The sequence below is a fragment of the Thermocoleostomius sinensis A174 genome, assembly GCF_026802175.1.
GTDB lineage: Bacteria > Cyanobacteriota > Cyanobacteriia > Elainellales > Elainellaceae > Thermocoleostomius > Thermocoleostomius sinensis.
In genome coordinates, this window is the sequence record NZ_CP113797.1 from 1,216,266 (window position 1) to 1,229,503 (window position 13,238).

The 13,238-nt window shown below is 50.1% G+C and carries 14 protein-coding genes; 2 read left to right on the plus strand and 12 right to left on the minus strand.

Translation table 11 applies throughout. The features are described from left to right. Nucleotides 1-97: 97 nt before the first annotated feature. The 5 genes from OXH18_RS05290 to deoC all read right to left on the minus strand — a co-directional run bounded on the left by OXH18_RS05290 (nucleotide 98) and on the right by deoC (nucleotide 5,321). A complete protein-coding gene (locus OXH18_RS05290) occupies nucleotides 98-445 on the minus strand; it encodes a hypothetical protein (RefSeq protein WP_268611360.1) in 348 nt (115 codons plus the stop codon). A 216-nt stretch (nucleotides 446-661) separates the two neighbouring features. Continuing rightward, nucleotides 662-1,828 carry a glycosyltransferase family 4 protein gene (locus tag OXH18_RS05295; protein WP_268611361.1) on the minus strand — a complete coding sequence of 389 codons (1,167 nt, stop codon included), beginning with the start codon at nucleotides 1,826-1,828 and terminating at the stop codon, nucleotides 662-664. Nucleotides 1,829-1,884: 56 nt separating this feature from the next. Further along, nucleotides 1,885-3,684 carry an MFS transporter gene (locus tag OXH18_RS05300; protein ID WP_268611362.1) on the minus strand — a complete coding sequence of 600 codons (1,800 nt, stop codon included), beginning with the start codon at nucleotides 3,682-3,684 and terminating at the stop codon, nucleotides 1,885-1,887. Then, nucleotides 3,668-4,507, minus strand: a complete 840-nt coding sequence (recO, locus tag OXH18_RS05305; protein ID WP_268611363.1) for a DNA repair protein RecO — start codon at nucleotides 4,505-4,507, stop codon at nucleotides 3,668-3,670. The genes OXH18_RS05300 and recO overlap by 17 nt, the downstream gene beginning before the upstream one ends. 124 nt (nucleotides 4,508-4,631) lie before the next feature. Continuing rightward, on the minus strand, nucleotides 4,632-5,321 hold the full coding sequence (gene deoC / locus OXH18_RS05310; RefSeq protein WP_268611364.1) for a deoxyribose-phosphate aldolase: 690 nt from the start codon (nucleotides 5,319-5,321) through the stop codon (nucleotides 4,632-4,634). A 197-nt stretch (nucleotides 5,322-5,518) separates the two neighbouring features. On the opposite strand from deoC, the gene OXH18_RS05315 reads away from it, so the two are divergent. Next, a complete protein-coding gene (locus OXH18_RS05315) occupies nucleotides 5,519-5,716 on the plus strand; it encodes a hypothetical protein (protein ID WP_268611365.1) in 198 nt (65 codons plus the stop codon). Between the two features lie 27 nt (nucleotides 5,717-5,743). Here OXH18_RS05315 and OXH18_RS05320 read toward each other — a convergent pair whose 3' ends face one another. From OXH18_RS05320 to OXH18_RS05335, 5 genes are all read right to left on the minus strand, one after another. Next, a complete protein-coding gene (locus OXH18_RS05320; protein ID WP_268611366.1) occupies nucleotides 5,744-6,262 on the minus strand; it encodes an alpha/beta hydrolase in 519 nt (172 codons plus the stop codon). A gap of 152 nt (nucleotides 6,263-6,414) precedes the next feature. Beyond that, complete coding sequence (locus OXH18_RS05325) at nucleotides 6,415-7,290, minus strand: S-methyl-5'-thioadenosine phosphorylase (protein WP_268613130.1); 876 nt, start codon at nucleotides 7,288-7,290, stop codon at nucleotides 6,415-6,417. A 100-nt stretch (nucleotides 7,291-7,390) separates the two neighbouring features. Then, nucleotides 7,391-7,495, minus strand: a complete 105-nt coding sequence (locus OXH18_RS25280) for a pentapeptide repeat-containing protein (protein ID WP_315874627.1) — start codon at nucleotides 7,493-7,495, stop codon at nucleotides 7,391-7,393. 67 nt (nucleotides 7,496-7,562) lie between these two features. Further along, the gene (locus OXH18_RS05330; RefSeq protein WP_268611368.1) at nucleotides 7,563-7,997 is read right to left on the minus strand and encodes a hypothetical protein; all 435 of its coding nucleotides are present in this window, start codon (nucleotides 7,995-7,997) and stop codon (nucleotides 7,563-7,565) included. 3 nt (nucleotides 7,998-8,000) lie between these two features. Further along, complete coding sequence (locus OXH18_RS05335; protein WP_268611369.1) at nucleotides 8,001-8,837, minus strand: Tab2/Atab2 family RNA-binding protein; 837 nt, start codon at nucleotides 8,835-8,837, stop codon at nucleotides 8,001-8,003. Between the two features lie 302 nt (nucleotides 8,838-9,139). Between OXH18_RS05335 and argZ the strand changes: the two genes are divergently transcribed. Beyond that, the gene (argZ, locus tag OXH18_RS05340; protein WP_268611370.1) at nucleotides 9,140-11,260 is read left to right on the plus strand and encodes a bifunctional arginine dihydrolase/ornithine cyclodeaminase; all 2,121 of its coding nucleotides are present in this window, start codon (nucleotides 9,140-9,142) and stop codon (nucleotides 11,258-11,260) included. 100 nt (nucleotides 11,261-11,360) lie between these two features. On the opposite strand, the gene OXH18_RS05345 is transcribed toward argZ, so the two are convergent. Next, nucleotides 11,361-12,281: an alpha/beta fold hydrolase gene (locus tag OXH18_RS05345; protein ID WP_268611371.1), complete on the minus strand. Its 921-nt coding sequence runs from the start codon at nucleotides 12,279-12,281 to the stop codon at nucleotides 11,361-11,363. Nucleotides 12,282-12,332: 51 nt separating this feature from the next. Continuing rightward, the gene (locus OXH18_RS05350) at nucleotides 12,333-13,025 is read right to left on the minus strand and encodes a response regulator transcription factor (RefSeq protein WP_268611372.1); all 693 of its coding nucleotides are present in this window, start codon (nucleotides 13,023-13,025) and stop codon (nucleotides 12,333-12,335) included. Nucleotides 13,026-13,238: the final 213 nt, after the last annotated feature.

Genomic DNA, 13,238 nt, shown 5'->3' on the forward strand with positions numbered 1-13,238 from the left:
CAGAGGTTGCAATAGTGGGGAGGAAAACTTACATCTGCCCAAAGCAAACGAAAGTTTTAGCTAGGTGTATATCGGGATTAATAAATAGCCGCAAAAGCTATCCCAGCAGCGAGACCAATTCTTCACCCTTCTGATCAGATTCCAAAGACTGATTCGACATATCGGTGACATCATCTTCAGAGAGGAGGCTTGGCGGCTCACTGACAGAAACTAATTCCCCCTGCCGAATCACCAAAGAGCTAGCGCACTCTGGACAATGATAGAGCTGGTGAGTTTGACCATGTGCCACTTCCACCTCGTCTACAAGGTCAGGATGCTCCAGGTAGAAGACGATCGCTCGCTCAGCTAAAGTAGACATCGGCTCCAATTCAACGGCTGAACGAATCTTCAACTGGCGGTGCAGTTCTGGAGGGAGATACAGTGTAACTTTGTGCTTATCTTGCATAGAACAACTACATGGTTAATACCCGGGTATGGATGTCAGAATAATCCGTAGAATCCTGTGCTGTCAAGCCAGCAGAACGCTATGACAGCAATATTGTTACATTCGTTAACAATTCGAGTAGATTTTTGATGCTTTGAACCAGTGCATCACCTAATGGGTATAAATCATTGATGCTACGGGCTGCTTAAGATCCGTCTGTAGAGATAGCGAGTTGAACTAGATGGAAACCGATCGGTTGGAGTAGAGATGAGGGTGTTGCAGCACTTGTTGGTAAAGCTCTTCAAGCCGAGAGATGTTGGCGCTCAGGGTGTACCGATCGAGAACGCGCTGTCGTGCTTTGTGTCCTAAAAGGGTGGTTAACTCTGGATGATCCCGACATACAGGTAGCAGAGTGCGTAATTGCATGGACACTTGCTGCGTGCTCAATACGATTCCGGCACCGCCTTCCAGGACTTCGCCATCAGCCCCGGCATCGGTGGCAATACAAGCCACACCGCAGGCCATTGCTTCCAGGAGGGACAGTGAAAGTCCTTCTACTAAAGAGGGCAGAATAAAGACATCCGAACCACGCAAAATTTGGATGCGCTGCTGTTCATTGGCAATGAAACCCATCCAAATTACACCCAGTTCTTGACCGTAGGCGCTCATCAACGCTGGAGCTAGGGGTCCGTTACCCACAATCAGCAGCTTGCTATCACCGCCCATATCAGCTTGTTTCCAAGCCTTGAGCAACGACTCGACGTTTTTTTCAATCGCAATTCGCCCTTGATAGACGAAGATCCGTTGCGCGCCTAATTCTGCCTTTAGCTTTGACAGACCTGGTGAGTATTTGTCTGCACTCACACCGTTAGGAATTACGGCCACCTTGACAAGCGGTACACCTAAACGCACCAATAAATCTCGTTGAATTTGAGAAAAGACAATCACCCGATCATAGTTTGCTAGAAACGGAGCATAGAGTTGATAGGTCAAATGCTGAGTTCCAGAGGTGAGATTTCGTCGTTTGTGGTCGAAGGCTGGATGAAAGGTCGCAACTAAGGGTACGCCCAATTCTTCACAAATTTCTGGTAATAGAAAATCTAATGGAGAGAGGGTCAATGAAGCATGAACGATATCTGGCTTCAGTTGTTTGAGCGCTCGAATTAAGACCTTGCTCGATTTTAAGGAGGGAATGGTATAGATTTGAGATTTATAAAGAAATGGAATAGGAACTTCTGGACAATCTGTTGGACCTTCGATCGAGGAAAAGGCGCTGTCGTCTTCCTGGGCAAAATGCAGAAAGCTGACGCGATGGCCGCGATCGAGGAGGGCATTCGTGACTTCTCGACTATAGGTAACGTTGCCACAGAAGGGAGATTTCTTTCCAAGCCAGGCAATATGCATCCAGATTAATCGTTGAACGGTTTGAATCTTAATCCAGTATTAAGGATTCTAGTGGGTTATGGGCTTTTTTCAGTGGATTGAGTCCGAGAAATTGACCAGGTTAGCACCCCACCGACAATGGCTAATAGGGCTAATCCTAAAAACACCGCTTGAATACCAAAGAAGGTTTCCGCAATGCCTGCTAGGGCTAACGGTAAACTTAGGGCAATGTTAATCGCATTATTTTGTAGTCCAAATACCTTACCGCGCATGGCGGCTGGTGTTTCTTCCTGGATAGCCGTTTGCATAGGAACACCCACAATAGCCGCACAGGCTCCTAGCATCACCAGTAGCGGCAATGTGGGAAGAAGATGATGGGCCACTAGCGAAATTGCAGCCAGGGAAGCAGCCATTCCGATTGATCCATACAGCCCCAATTGCGCCCGAGAAATCCGTTGACCAAACTGACCTACCAACACGGCTCCGATTGCCATGCCGATGCCACCTGCTGCTAATAGAAAACCAAATTGCGAGGATTTCAGCTCCGGCATAATTTCCGCCAACCGTACTGCCAGCACTGCTAGGGCTGCAAAGATAGAAAATAGAATGACCAATTGAATCATGGCAGCGCGCACGCGTCGTTGCCCATTGAGGTAGCGTAAACCATCGCGAATGTTTTGCCATACATCCGGCAAGGATTCATCGGCATCCACGGTTTTTTCTTTGGTTCTCAGCAACATCAGCAACAATCCAGCGATCGTATAGCTGCCACCCACCAATAGTTCTTTTCCTAGATCTGGACCCAAGTTTAGTGAGGTTGCGATCGGTTGTAGGAGGCGATCGGCGATCGCTAAAAGGGGTTCTCCTAGAGCAAACCCAACAATCACCGACGCCATCATCGTCATGGTGTACAACGAATTGGCCGAGAGCAGGTGCTTTCGTTCCACAATCAGCGGAATCACAGCTTGCTCGGCCGGAGCAAAGAATTGCGTCAATGTCGAGACAAAGAACGTGATGCTGAGTACTACTAAAAACCCAACTGGCAGCCCCACAAAAGGCTGAAGGTCTTGAGTGAGCCACAGCAAAATTGGGAGTGCCAATACCAACCCACCGCGCAGCAAATTTGTGAACACCAACACCGCCCGCTTGCGCCAATGATCGACAAACACACCTGCCACCGAACCAAACAGTACCGCTGGGATTGTGAAGGCAATCATTAAGGAGGACACCCAGCCGCTAATGGTTTGCCCAGCCGCTTGAAACCGACTGGCAATGAGGGCAATCATCAGTACCAGGTACACCTTATCAGCTAGTTGAGAAAAAACTTGGCCACTCCATAGGGTTAAAAAGTTGCGATTTTTAAGTACCGGCAACAAGCCTCGTTCGGGTTCAGCGGCGATCGGTTCAGCAGAGAAATCTGAACCAGCTAGGTCGCCATCTCCCTGATGAGGTCTTCCATCGCCGCTATCGCTATCTCCATTGAGACCAAGGTGGTTGCCATTGCCATGACCGTAACCCGTAGAATCCTCAACCTCAAGCGATGGGTCATCTAGCCGGATGGCATTGCCATGCGTTCGTCCGTTTGCTTCCTCTAGGTCTAGCGCCTCTGCATCCGCTGCCGATCGCTCTGCCACAATCCGATCGCGTACTGGCTCTGATCCTTGCCCATTTTCCGTCCCACCCGGTGAGTACCGCTCTGATTCAGTGTGATAGATTTGTACCTTTCCCGAAGCAAGCTGAGTTGAAGCAGAAGGCAAATAGTCACGATTGAGGACTCCCGAAATACCAGACGCTCTCCGTGTCGCCAGTTCTTGCTGTGTAGGCAACAGGGATCTTGAAGCTGGAGGTTGTACGTCAGGATTATAGGATCGCATCATGATATTTGATAGGTGAAGAAACAGGAATCGAAGCAAAACACGTATCGATTAAAGCAGCCGAACGAATCGGTCGATCGAAGTGATACTGAGCATAATGCCGCAGAATTCGCTCGATCGAAAGCCAGGATTGAGGGTGGTTGAATGGGGAAAATGCTAGCTCAGATTCGGTTAGGTTTTTCAACAAATCTGGTTTGGCAAGCTGTTGCAGAACGGACAGTTCGGCAGCCGTCAGTTGGGCAGAAAGGTCGGGTGGAGGATCGGCAGTAGCACTAATCACACCACCAGCAACCGTACTAAAGCCAATGCGCCAATCTGACTCGGCAAAATTTGGAAGAACAGGCTGTTGAGTCACACAGCAGGTTTGAACTCGGGGTGCAATTCCTGCGGTCTCTAGCAGATGAAACGTGGCATAAGTCAAACAAGGCAGCGTCAAATGAGTCGGAAGTTGCTCTAGCCACTTTAGAGTCTGTCTGAGTAGACGAAATAGTTCAACTTGAGGTTGATTGCTGAGAGCTTGATAGAGCGCTAATTCAGCCAAATATTGCCCGGCTGTCAGTTTACGCAAATCTTGGCTTAACCCAGGGTATGATTCCAAACTTTCAGCTTGAATGACCTTATCAAGGTTACGCCCTTTTACCAGCAACAGTTGATTCACAACAAACACGCTGCTGCGCCCACCCAGACTAGATTTGTGTTTGCGAGAACCGGGGGCAACGGCCCGCAGAAGCCCATGTTCTTCCGTCAGAATAGTTAGCAGGCGATCGGCTTCCCCCAAGGGGGTACTTTTAAGGTTGATGCCAATAGCCTTGTACGTTCCGCTCATGAAATCTATATAGTAAAGCCCAGTGTATTAGCAAAAGCGTCCATAGTCAGAGCACAATCTCAGCATTTAGGCTGAATAGATGAAGTTTTTAGAGTAATGCCTCTCGTTCATACTTGGTCTACCGCTATTCTTTTTGACTCTTCTCCTTATCCAGCCTATCGCGTTGTCGGATTAATTCGGGCCCGCGAGACGTTCCCAGCCGTGTTGCTCCTGCTAGAATTAGCTCGATCGCCTGTTCTACGGTGCGAATGCCGCCAGCGGCTTTAATGCCAACTCGATCTTTAGTTATTTGTTTCAATAGCTTGACATCGGCAACGGTCGCCCCTCCGTGCCAGCCAGTGCTTGTCTTTAAAAAGGAAACGCCTGCATCCAAGCACACCTCCGCCGCTAGTTTCTTCTCGGACTCGGTGAGCACGGTCATTTCCAGAATGGCTTTCACGGTTCGATCGGTTTCTTCACAAATCTGGGCCAGTTCCCGATGTAGTTTGTCGGTTTCGCCCATTTTCAACCAGCCCAAATTGATCACCACATCCAACTCCGTGGCTCCGTTTTCCACAGCTTCTTGGGCTTCAAACAGCTTTGTAGCGCTGGTTGTGGCTCCGGTAGGAAAGCCAATTACGGTACAGACACCAGGACGTTTATGATGTAAGAGATCCACCGCCTGCCGCACATGAACCGGGTAGACGCAGACTGTGGCAAAGCCAAATCGATCGGCTTCCAAGCAAGCTTGAGTTACCTGGTCCGCCGTTGCACCCGGTAGGAGGAGGGCATGATCGATAAATTCGGCTAGATTAATTTCAGGCTGAGCATCCATGAGTCTCCAAACAGCACATCTGTTTATAACTTGTATCAGAAAAGGCCAAGGAGAACATGTCGTCCAGAGCAGGTGAGTTGTGTAGAACGACACACCTTCGCCGGGCAGCTACGCTATTCTAAGAAGAAAGAAAAGTTAAATTTTTGTTGCAGCGTGCGGTTTATCGTCGTTGTCTGTCGGGTTTCTTGAGGTTTTTTATGGCGTCTCTATCAACCACTCCAAACCACTTTGCTGACGATATGATCTGGAATCATTTAAAGCAAGCGATCGCCGCTAGTTCTGGGTTTCAACGTTGGCGGGCCGATCGCTCTATTACTGATAGTGATGCCGACTCGACGCTAGACCAGCTTGTAAATCGTTATCTACGCGAAACCCTGGAGACACTAGCCTACTAGGAAGCTGGACAGGAGACAGAGAAATCACTATCGAGTCCAAGGTAACCCGATTTTTTCTAGTGCATTGGTAATGGTTTCTTGAATATTCTGAATTTGGCGATAGGTAGCCACAATTCGATTGCCGTTTACGTGCAGTTCGCGAGTGGGATAGTTTTGGATCACTTCAATCAGGCTAATGCGGTTGTCGTCGCTAGCGGAAAGAATCAGGGCTGATCGCAATGCTTCTCGATCAGCTGTGCCTGAGGGTGTGTGAACAAAGCCGCCCATTTGATCGAGAATGGCATCTCCCAAAAAGCTGTTTAACACGCGATCGAGCGGTACAACATCCACCTCCACCTCATTGGCCAGGGCGCGTCTGATCCGCTCTGGATCTTGTCCAGACAGCCGAAAGTAGCTGCGCAGTTGGCGCGTAGTTTCCCCGGTTTCGACAAAAGTGGTCAAATCTTCTACGGGAACCGAACGTTGAAACATACGGTATCGCAATACCACGCGCTCGGCCGCTAGGGCAGATGGACTTAAGAGCAACACCAAGACACTACTGCCCATTACAGTTGCTACGATAGTTGCCTTAATATTTGCCCTCGATGAAGATAATAAACCCACAATTGCCTCCCTGACTGTGCGCCGTCTCTCTATAACTGCTGACGATCGGGTGACTGGTTTAGTTGCCATTTTTCAGGGGCGATCGCTGCAAGCTCCTATAAATACTTCTTGAGAAGGAGAGATAGCTTTTCTTTGGTGGCAACGGGGGCTTTGTCGAGTGGTGTGATGATGGCGTACTTTAGGGCCGAATGAGCATCAGAAGGGGGTGGATTGTGGCTGAGGCGACGCACGGTTTCTAGAATCACCCGTTGGGCATTCACGGCATTTTTTTGCAAATTGCCAATCACCATTTCCACCGTAACGCTGTCGTGATCGGGATGCCAGCAATCATAATCGGTGACAAGTGCAAGCGTGGCATAGGCGATCTCGGCTTCTCTGGCCAGCTTGGCTTCCGGCAAATTGGTCATGCCAATAATCGTGGCTCCCCAACTACGATACAGATTTGATTCGGCTTTGGTGGAAAAAGCTGGGCCTTCCATACAGACATAGGTGCCACCTCGATGCAGCGTCACGTCGGGCAAATTCAGAGACTCGATCGCCTCACTTAACACGGTCGCCAAGTTGCGACAAATTGGATCGCCAAAGGCAATATGCCCCACAATGCCTTCGCCGAAGAAAGTAGAAACCCGATTCTTGGTGCGATCGATGAACTGATCGGGGATTACCATATCCAGCGGTTTGGCCTCTGCCTTAAGCGATCCCACTGCCGATGCCGAAATCAAGTATTCCACCCCCAAACTCTTCATCGCATAGATGTTCGCTCGAAACGGCAGTTCTGACGGCATGTAGGTGTGGTTGCGACCGTGCCGCGCCAAAAACGCCACCCGCGTTCCCTCCAATGTGCCCACAATCAGCGCATCGGATGGCGAACCAAAGGGTGTTTCCACTTGCACTTCTTCCACATCCTTCAGCGCTTCCATCTTGTAGAGGCCGCTGCCGCCAATGATGCCAATTTTGACCTGATCTGCCATTTCTGCCCTAGCTCCTCGATCGTGCTGGAGTGCGTGGATATTGTACCAGTCTGGGTGGCTTAGCTCCCACGTTTCAACCAACTAAACACCTGGAGACTCGTCAATTTGCGGCAGTTGCAATAAAGCCTGCGAGGGCGATACCTAGATCTGCGCCACTCAAGTTCGTGCGCTGGAAATTGGCTCCGGCTAGATTGGCATGACTCAAATCTACACTGCTTAAGTCAGCTTCAGCATAGTCTTTGAGGGGATCTAGTCCTAGTTTGCGAGAAACCTCAAAAAATCACTAGCAGAGTAATTTTCAGATCAACGAGCCGAGAGGTGGGTGAAGGAGAGGATTGCTCGATCGCCACCGGGACAGACTCTATCTCCACTAAAACCAAATAGGGAAACCGATTGTGGGAGTTCAGCGGAATCGGCTGTTGCTGTTGCCCTAATTCTTGTTTGAGTAGGTTCAGACGATCAGTTTGATCCTGTAATAATCGCTCTTGCTCAGCCAGGATGCGGGCAAATTCTGTTCTGCCAATTTGCCTTGATTGTTGCAGCCAACCCTCCACTTCCCAGTAAATGCGATCGACTTGATGCAGCAAAGCTTCTTGTTCATGGATAAATTGATGCAAGCGATCGCGATCGAGCATGAAGGCAGAAGGTGGCTCAAGTTTTAATTGCTTGAATAAAAAATACCCTGGCTTAGATGGCGATCGACCCAAGCTTTAGAATTCTTTTTGCAGTAGCCAAAAGCCGCTGTAGGTCATACCGGAGTCATCGGGTTGAACTAAGAGAAAATGTAGCCCCTTTGCAGTGTGCTGTCGCTGTTGAAAGGTTCTAGCGGCGGTGATCACCTCTGGATCTTCAAAGGTTGTTAAAATCCAACGTTCAACTAATCCGGCTTCCAAGATTAAGCCATCCGGCTGTCCAGGAATGTAGTTGAGGGCAACGGGTTTGGACCGCTGAATCCACTGTGCCAAGGGCATCGATCGCCGTCCACCATCAATTACCACGCCGGGAATCAGGGCAGTGGAAGGAAGCTGAAGCTTGAGCGGCAAAAACACCTCTGGCATTTCTAGAATGGGAATCGGACGATGTTGAAATCGCTGAAGTTCGGGCGCTTCAATCGCCGCAAATCGCCATTGGTTGCCCCACAAATTTTCTGGCAAAGGCACAGGAGGCGGTTGTTCTAGTTGCACAGGCTCATAGGGCTGTCCGGTGTAATTGGGCAGCGTGCGATATTCCTGTACTCTGGCTTGCAACTGCTGCTTCAAGACTGGCGTGCGACGAGTGGGTTCTACAGCAATTCCCAACGGCTGGCAAGCGGCTTGCAGCAGGCTAACCGATTGGGGACGAAATACCTGAATCCGATCGGGCGTTCCTTCTGTTTCGATCCAGCGTTGTAACTGCTGAGCAATCCACGCAGAATTGGCTTCTGGCTGTGGACAGTAGGCACTGGCTGTAAAGGATCGATCGGCAGCACAAACCACCAACTCCCACAAGGGATTGCCAGCCTCATCCTGTAACGGACGCCGATAAAAGTCAGCTTGCCAAAGGTTCATAAACCGTGTCTTGATTCTGTTTTTAAGCTAGCAGAGAGCGGGAAGCGAGTCTTAGGTTTTGTGTTGAATTGCTGACAAACGTAATAACTGCCTAATGGAACTGCTTCGGCGTAATAAGATAGAAGTTTGACTACGTTGTTACGAACGCGATCGTGATTTTGGTTTGGAAAGTGGCTGGGGTGACTGAACTGACGATCAAGAACCTTTCCTAATCTCAGATTGAGTCCCAGAGTTGCCGCATTAAAGGTTTTCAAGCTTACAAGGTTGTTGTTGCTATTTCAGGTCAAATTACAGGTTCACGTATGAGTTCTTCCATTCGTTTTTTAATGTGCTCTCCCAAACACTATGATGTGGATTATGTGATTAATCCATGGATGGAGGGTAATGTTCACAAATCATCGCGCGATCGAGCTACGGAACAGTGGCAAAAGCTGTATCACATTTTGAAAGAACACGCCATTGTAGATTTAATTGAGCCGCAGCAAGGCGTTCCCGATATGGTGTTTACGGCCAATGCGGGCTTGGTGCTAGAGAGAACAGTGGTGTTGAGTCGTTTCTATCACAAGGAACGGCAAGGCGAAGAACCGTTTTTCCAACAGTGGTTTGAAGATCAGGGTTTTACCGTTTACACCTTACCCAAAGAACTGCCATTTGAAGGCGCGGGCGATGCTCTGCTCGATCGCGAAGGGCGCTGGCTATGGGCAGGATACGGATTTCGATCGGAACTAGATTCACATCCGCTGTTGGCCAAGTGGCTAGATATTGAGGTACTGTCGCTGCGGCTGATGGACGATCGGTTCTATCACCTGGATACCTGCTTCTGTCCCTTAACCAATGGCTATTTGCTCTACTATCCCCCCGCATTTGATGCCTATTCCAATCGTCTTATTGAAATGCGGGTGCCGCCAGAAAAACGAATTGCGATTGATGAAGCGGATGCGGTGAATTTTGCCTGCAATGCGGTCAATATCGATCACATTGTCGTGATGAACAAAGCCAGCGATAACTTGAAAGCACGGTTGGAAGAAGTCGGGTTCCATATCATTGAAACACCCCTGACCGAATTTATGAAAGCGGGCGGTGCAGCCAAATGCTTGACCTTGCGCGTGACCGAACCGTTGCAACCTGTGCATCATGCCGCCGCGACGGTGGAAAGTCGCACAATTCAACTAGAAGGTCATTTGTTAGATTCAGGCTTAATCAATCGCGCCCTCGACTTAATTGTGGAAGGTGGCGGCAGCTTCCAAGTACTCAATTTCAGCTTGGGCGAACAGCGGCAAAGTACATCTTCGGCGGAAGTACGGGTCACAGCGCCATCGCATGATGTGATGGAAAAACTGATGTCCCAGTTGATCGATTTGGGGGCCGGGCTGCGGCCTCAGGAGGTCTGTGATAATCCGCTTGAGGAAGTGACTCTAGACGGCGTCGCTCCTGATGATTTCTATGTCACCACCATCTACCCAACAGAAGTACGGGTCAACTGCCAGTGGGTGCGGGTCAACAATCAGCGCATGGATGGGGCGATCGTCGTTAGCCAAACCGCAGAGGGCCCAATAGCAGAATGTAAGCTGCTGCGCGACCTGAAGAAGGGTGATAAGGTGGTCGTGGGCGTGGACGGCATTCGCACTGTGCGCAAAACCGAATCACGGGAACAGCGCACCACTAACGACAAAGAGTTCAGTTTTATGGGATCGGGTGTATCCAGCGAACGTCGAGTCGAACTGGTCGTCGAGCAAATTGGCTGGGAACTGCGCCGCATTCGCGATCAAGGGGGTCGGGTGGTGGTGGTGGCTGGACCGGTTGTCATTCACACGGGTGGCGGCGAACACCTATCTCGGTTAATTCGCGAGGGATATGTGCAGGCATTGTTGGGTGGTAATGCGATCGCCGTTCACGACATTGAGCAATCGATGATGGGCACCTCGCTGGGTGTAGATATGAAGCGCGGCGTATCGGTACGGGGCGGTCATCGACATCACCTTAAGGCTATTAACACCATTCGTCGCTGCGGCAGCATTGCCAAGGCTGTGGAACAAGGTGTTTTGCAAAGCGGCGTGTTCTATGAATGCATTAAGAACAATGTGCCGTTCTCGTTGGCAGGATCAATTCGCGATGACGGACCGCTGCCTGATACGCGTATGGATCTGCTGGAAGCTCAGCGTGAGTATGCGCAGCTTATTCAAGGCGCAGATATGATCCTAATGCTGTCATCGATGCTGCATTCAATCGGCGTTGGCAACATGACCCCCGCAGGCGTGAAGATGGTCTGTGTAGACATTAACCCTGCCGTCGTGACAAAACTGAGCGATCGCGGTTCTGTTGAATCGGTGGGTGTTGTCACCGACGTAGGACTATTCCTCAGCCTGTTAGTGAAACAACTCGATCGGTTAACCAGTCCCTATCAGATTGCACAGCCTGTTTAGTGAAACCACTGTAACCTAGACGCTTGTTGTGGCAACCGGATTGGTTTGAACGGTCAGCGTCTTGTCTAAAGAGCTACCCTGTATACGGGTGGAAGCCCCCCTACCGCTTTTCAGTCAGGGGGGCAACCGTTGATGACCGATCGGACAACCAAGCCAAAATTTCAGCATTGACACATTCCGCACATTCATCATACGGACAGTGCCCTGCATCTGGAATTTCTACCAACTTCAACTGAGGATTGAGAGTTGGTAATTGTCGTCCCCATGTCAAGGGAATCACCCGATCGTTCGCTCCCCAAAGCAGCAAAATTGGGACTTGTACCTCGGCTAACAGGTCTTTGGTCGCACGGGCAAAATCGCTGCGAGTTCGGGCCTTGGTGAGGCGAGTCAGGGCCCGCACGGCTCCTCGATCGAATCCTGGCTGCAAAAACCGTTGCACCAGTTCCTCCGTTACCCGCTCCTGGTTGACATACACCGCTCGCAGCACGGCCCGAATCACACGGGGACGGCGGATAAAATAGAACACCAACCGCGTAAACAGCGATGTCATTACCAGCGCCTCCAATTTGCCCGCCAAAGCCTGCATGCGTCCAGTCAACAACTCTTGCCGTGCCGCTGGTAAGGTCAACAACACCAACTCTTGCACCATCTCTGGATGGGCAACCGCCGCTGTCAATGCCACCAAGGCTCCGAGGGAATGACCAATCAAGACGATCGGGCGTCCAATAAATGTGCGCCAGAACTCGTAGACTTGCTCCACCCAAAACCCCACACTGTAATTTGCGGCTGCCTTTTCAGACCCACCAAAGCCCATTAAATCCAGTGCATATACTGGATGCGATCGACTGAGCGGCAACAAGTTTTCGTGCCATTGCGTCAGCGCCGAACCAAACCCATGCAACAACAGCAGTGGAGTGGACGAACTCGACACAAGCGGCGAGCGCAAATAGGTATAGCGCACCTGCCAACCGCGCCACACCCAATCGCGCTGAGCACCAAACTGGGACTCCCAACCCTTCATCCCATCAATCCTTCTACTCCCGACTCCCGTTTTCCAAACTAGTCCACTCTCTCACTTCGCCAACCCATGTTCCAAGGCATAGCGCACCAATTCTGTCCGGCTATTGGTTCCCGTTTTGCTGAACAAGCGGCTGACATACTTTTCAACGTTGCGCACACTGGTATCTAGGCGACGAGCAATCTCCTTATTCATCAATCCTTCAGCCACTAGTTCCAAAACGCTTTGCTCTCGCGGCGTGAAGTCAATTTTTATCGGAGCCGGAGTTTGGGCGATACTGCCGCGCTGGGTCAACATGGCTCTAATTTCAGCAATTTGTCTAGCCATATCAGCAATATCAGGGGTTTCACCATCACTAGCAGATTTAGACACAACCGCCCGCCGTGCCAAGATGTTAGACACGATCGCCACTAACTCATCTGGATCAAACGGTTTGGAAATGTAAGCATCAGCTCCCGCATTGTATCCCTGAATTCGATCGGAGGTCATACCTCGGGCTGTCAGAAACACCACAGGTAAGCTTTCAAAGCGAGGATCTTCGCGCATTTGTTTCAAAAACTGATAGCCATCCACCTGCGGCATCATAATGTCTGAAATCACAAGTTCTGGCGAAATTTGCTGCAACAGTTCCCAGCCTTCTCGAGCATTACTAGCCACATGGACGGTAAACCCCTCCTCCTCGAGGTAAGCCTTGACCGCTTCTCGCAACCCTGGTTCATCATCTACTAGCAATAGCTGACCTGCCATTGGTCTTCTCTCTTTTCTATAGGGTGAGCCACAACTTGTTCCTTTCTTCCCATTATCTATCACGGAAAAGCCGAATCAGTCGTTGCCAAGAATCTTGTGATGGCGAGTGACTCGAGTTCGATCGCCACCTGATTCCATCGCAGAATGCATAGAATTTGCCAAAACTTAAAACTTTGCCTTACTTTAATGCTTATTCCTGATCCTTTACGGCAA

Bases quoted from the DNA above. Each gene is read 5' to 3' on its own strand.
- OXH18_RS05290 (WP_268611360.1), bottom strand. From the start codon at position 445: ATGCAAGATAAGCACAAAGTTACACTGTATCTCCCTCCAGAACTGCAC.
- OXH18_RS05295 (WP_268611361.1), bottom strand. From the start codon at position 1,828: ATGCATATTGCCTGGCTTGGAAAGAAATCTCCCTTCTGTGGCAACGTT.
- OXH18_RS05300 (WP_268611362.1), bottom strand. From the start codon at position 3,684: ATGATGCGATCCTATAATCCTGACGTACAACCTCCAGCTTCAAGATCC.
- recO (WP_268611363.1), bottom strand. From the start codon at position 4,507: ATGAGCGGAACGTACAAGGCTATTGGCATCAACCTTAAAAGTACCCCC.
- deoC (WP_268611364.1), bottom strand. From the start codon at position 5,321: ATGGATGCTCAGCCTGAAATTAATCTAGCCGAATTTATCGATCATGCC.
- OXH18_RS05315 (WP_268611365.1), top strand. From the start codon at position 5,519: ATGGCGTCTCTATCAACCACTCCAAACCACTTTGCTGACGATATGATC.
- OXH18_RS05320 (WP_268611366.1), bottom strand. From the start codon at position 6,262: ATGGGCAGTAGTGTCTTGGTGTTGCTCTTAAGTCCATCTGCCCTAGCG.
- OXH18_RS05325 (WP_268613130.1), bottom strand. From the start codon at position 7,290: ATGGCAGATCAGGTCAAAATTGGCATCATTGGCGGCAGCGGCCTCTAC.
- OXH18_RS05335 (WP_268611369.1), bottom strand. From the start codon at position 8,837: ATGAACCTTTGGCAAGCTGACTTTTATCGGCGTCCGTTACAGGATGAG.
- argZ (WP_268611370.1), top strand. From the start codon at position 9,140: ATGAGTTCTTCCATTCGTTTTTTAATGTGCTCTCCCAAACACTATGAT.
- OXH18_RS05345 (WP_268611371.1), bottom strand. From the start codon at position 12,281: ATGAAGGGTTGGGAGTCCCAGTTTGGTGCTCAGCGCGATTGGGTGTGG.
- OXH18_RS05350 (WP_268611372.1), bottom strand. From the start codon at position 13,025: ATGGCAGGTCAGCTATTGCTAGTAGATGATGAACCAGGGTTGCGAGAA.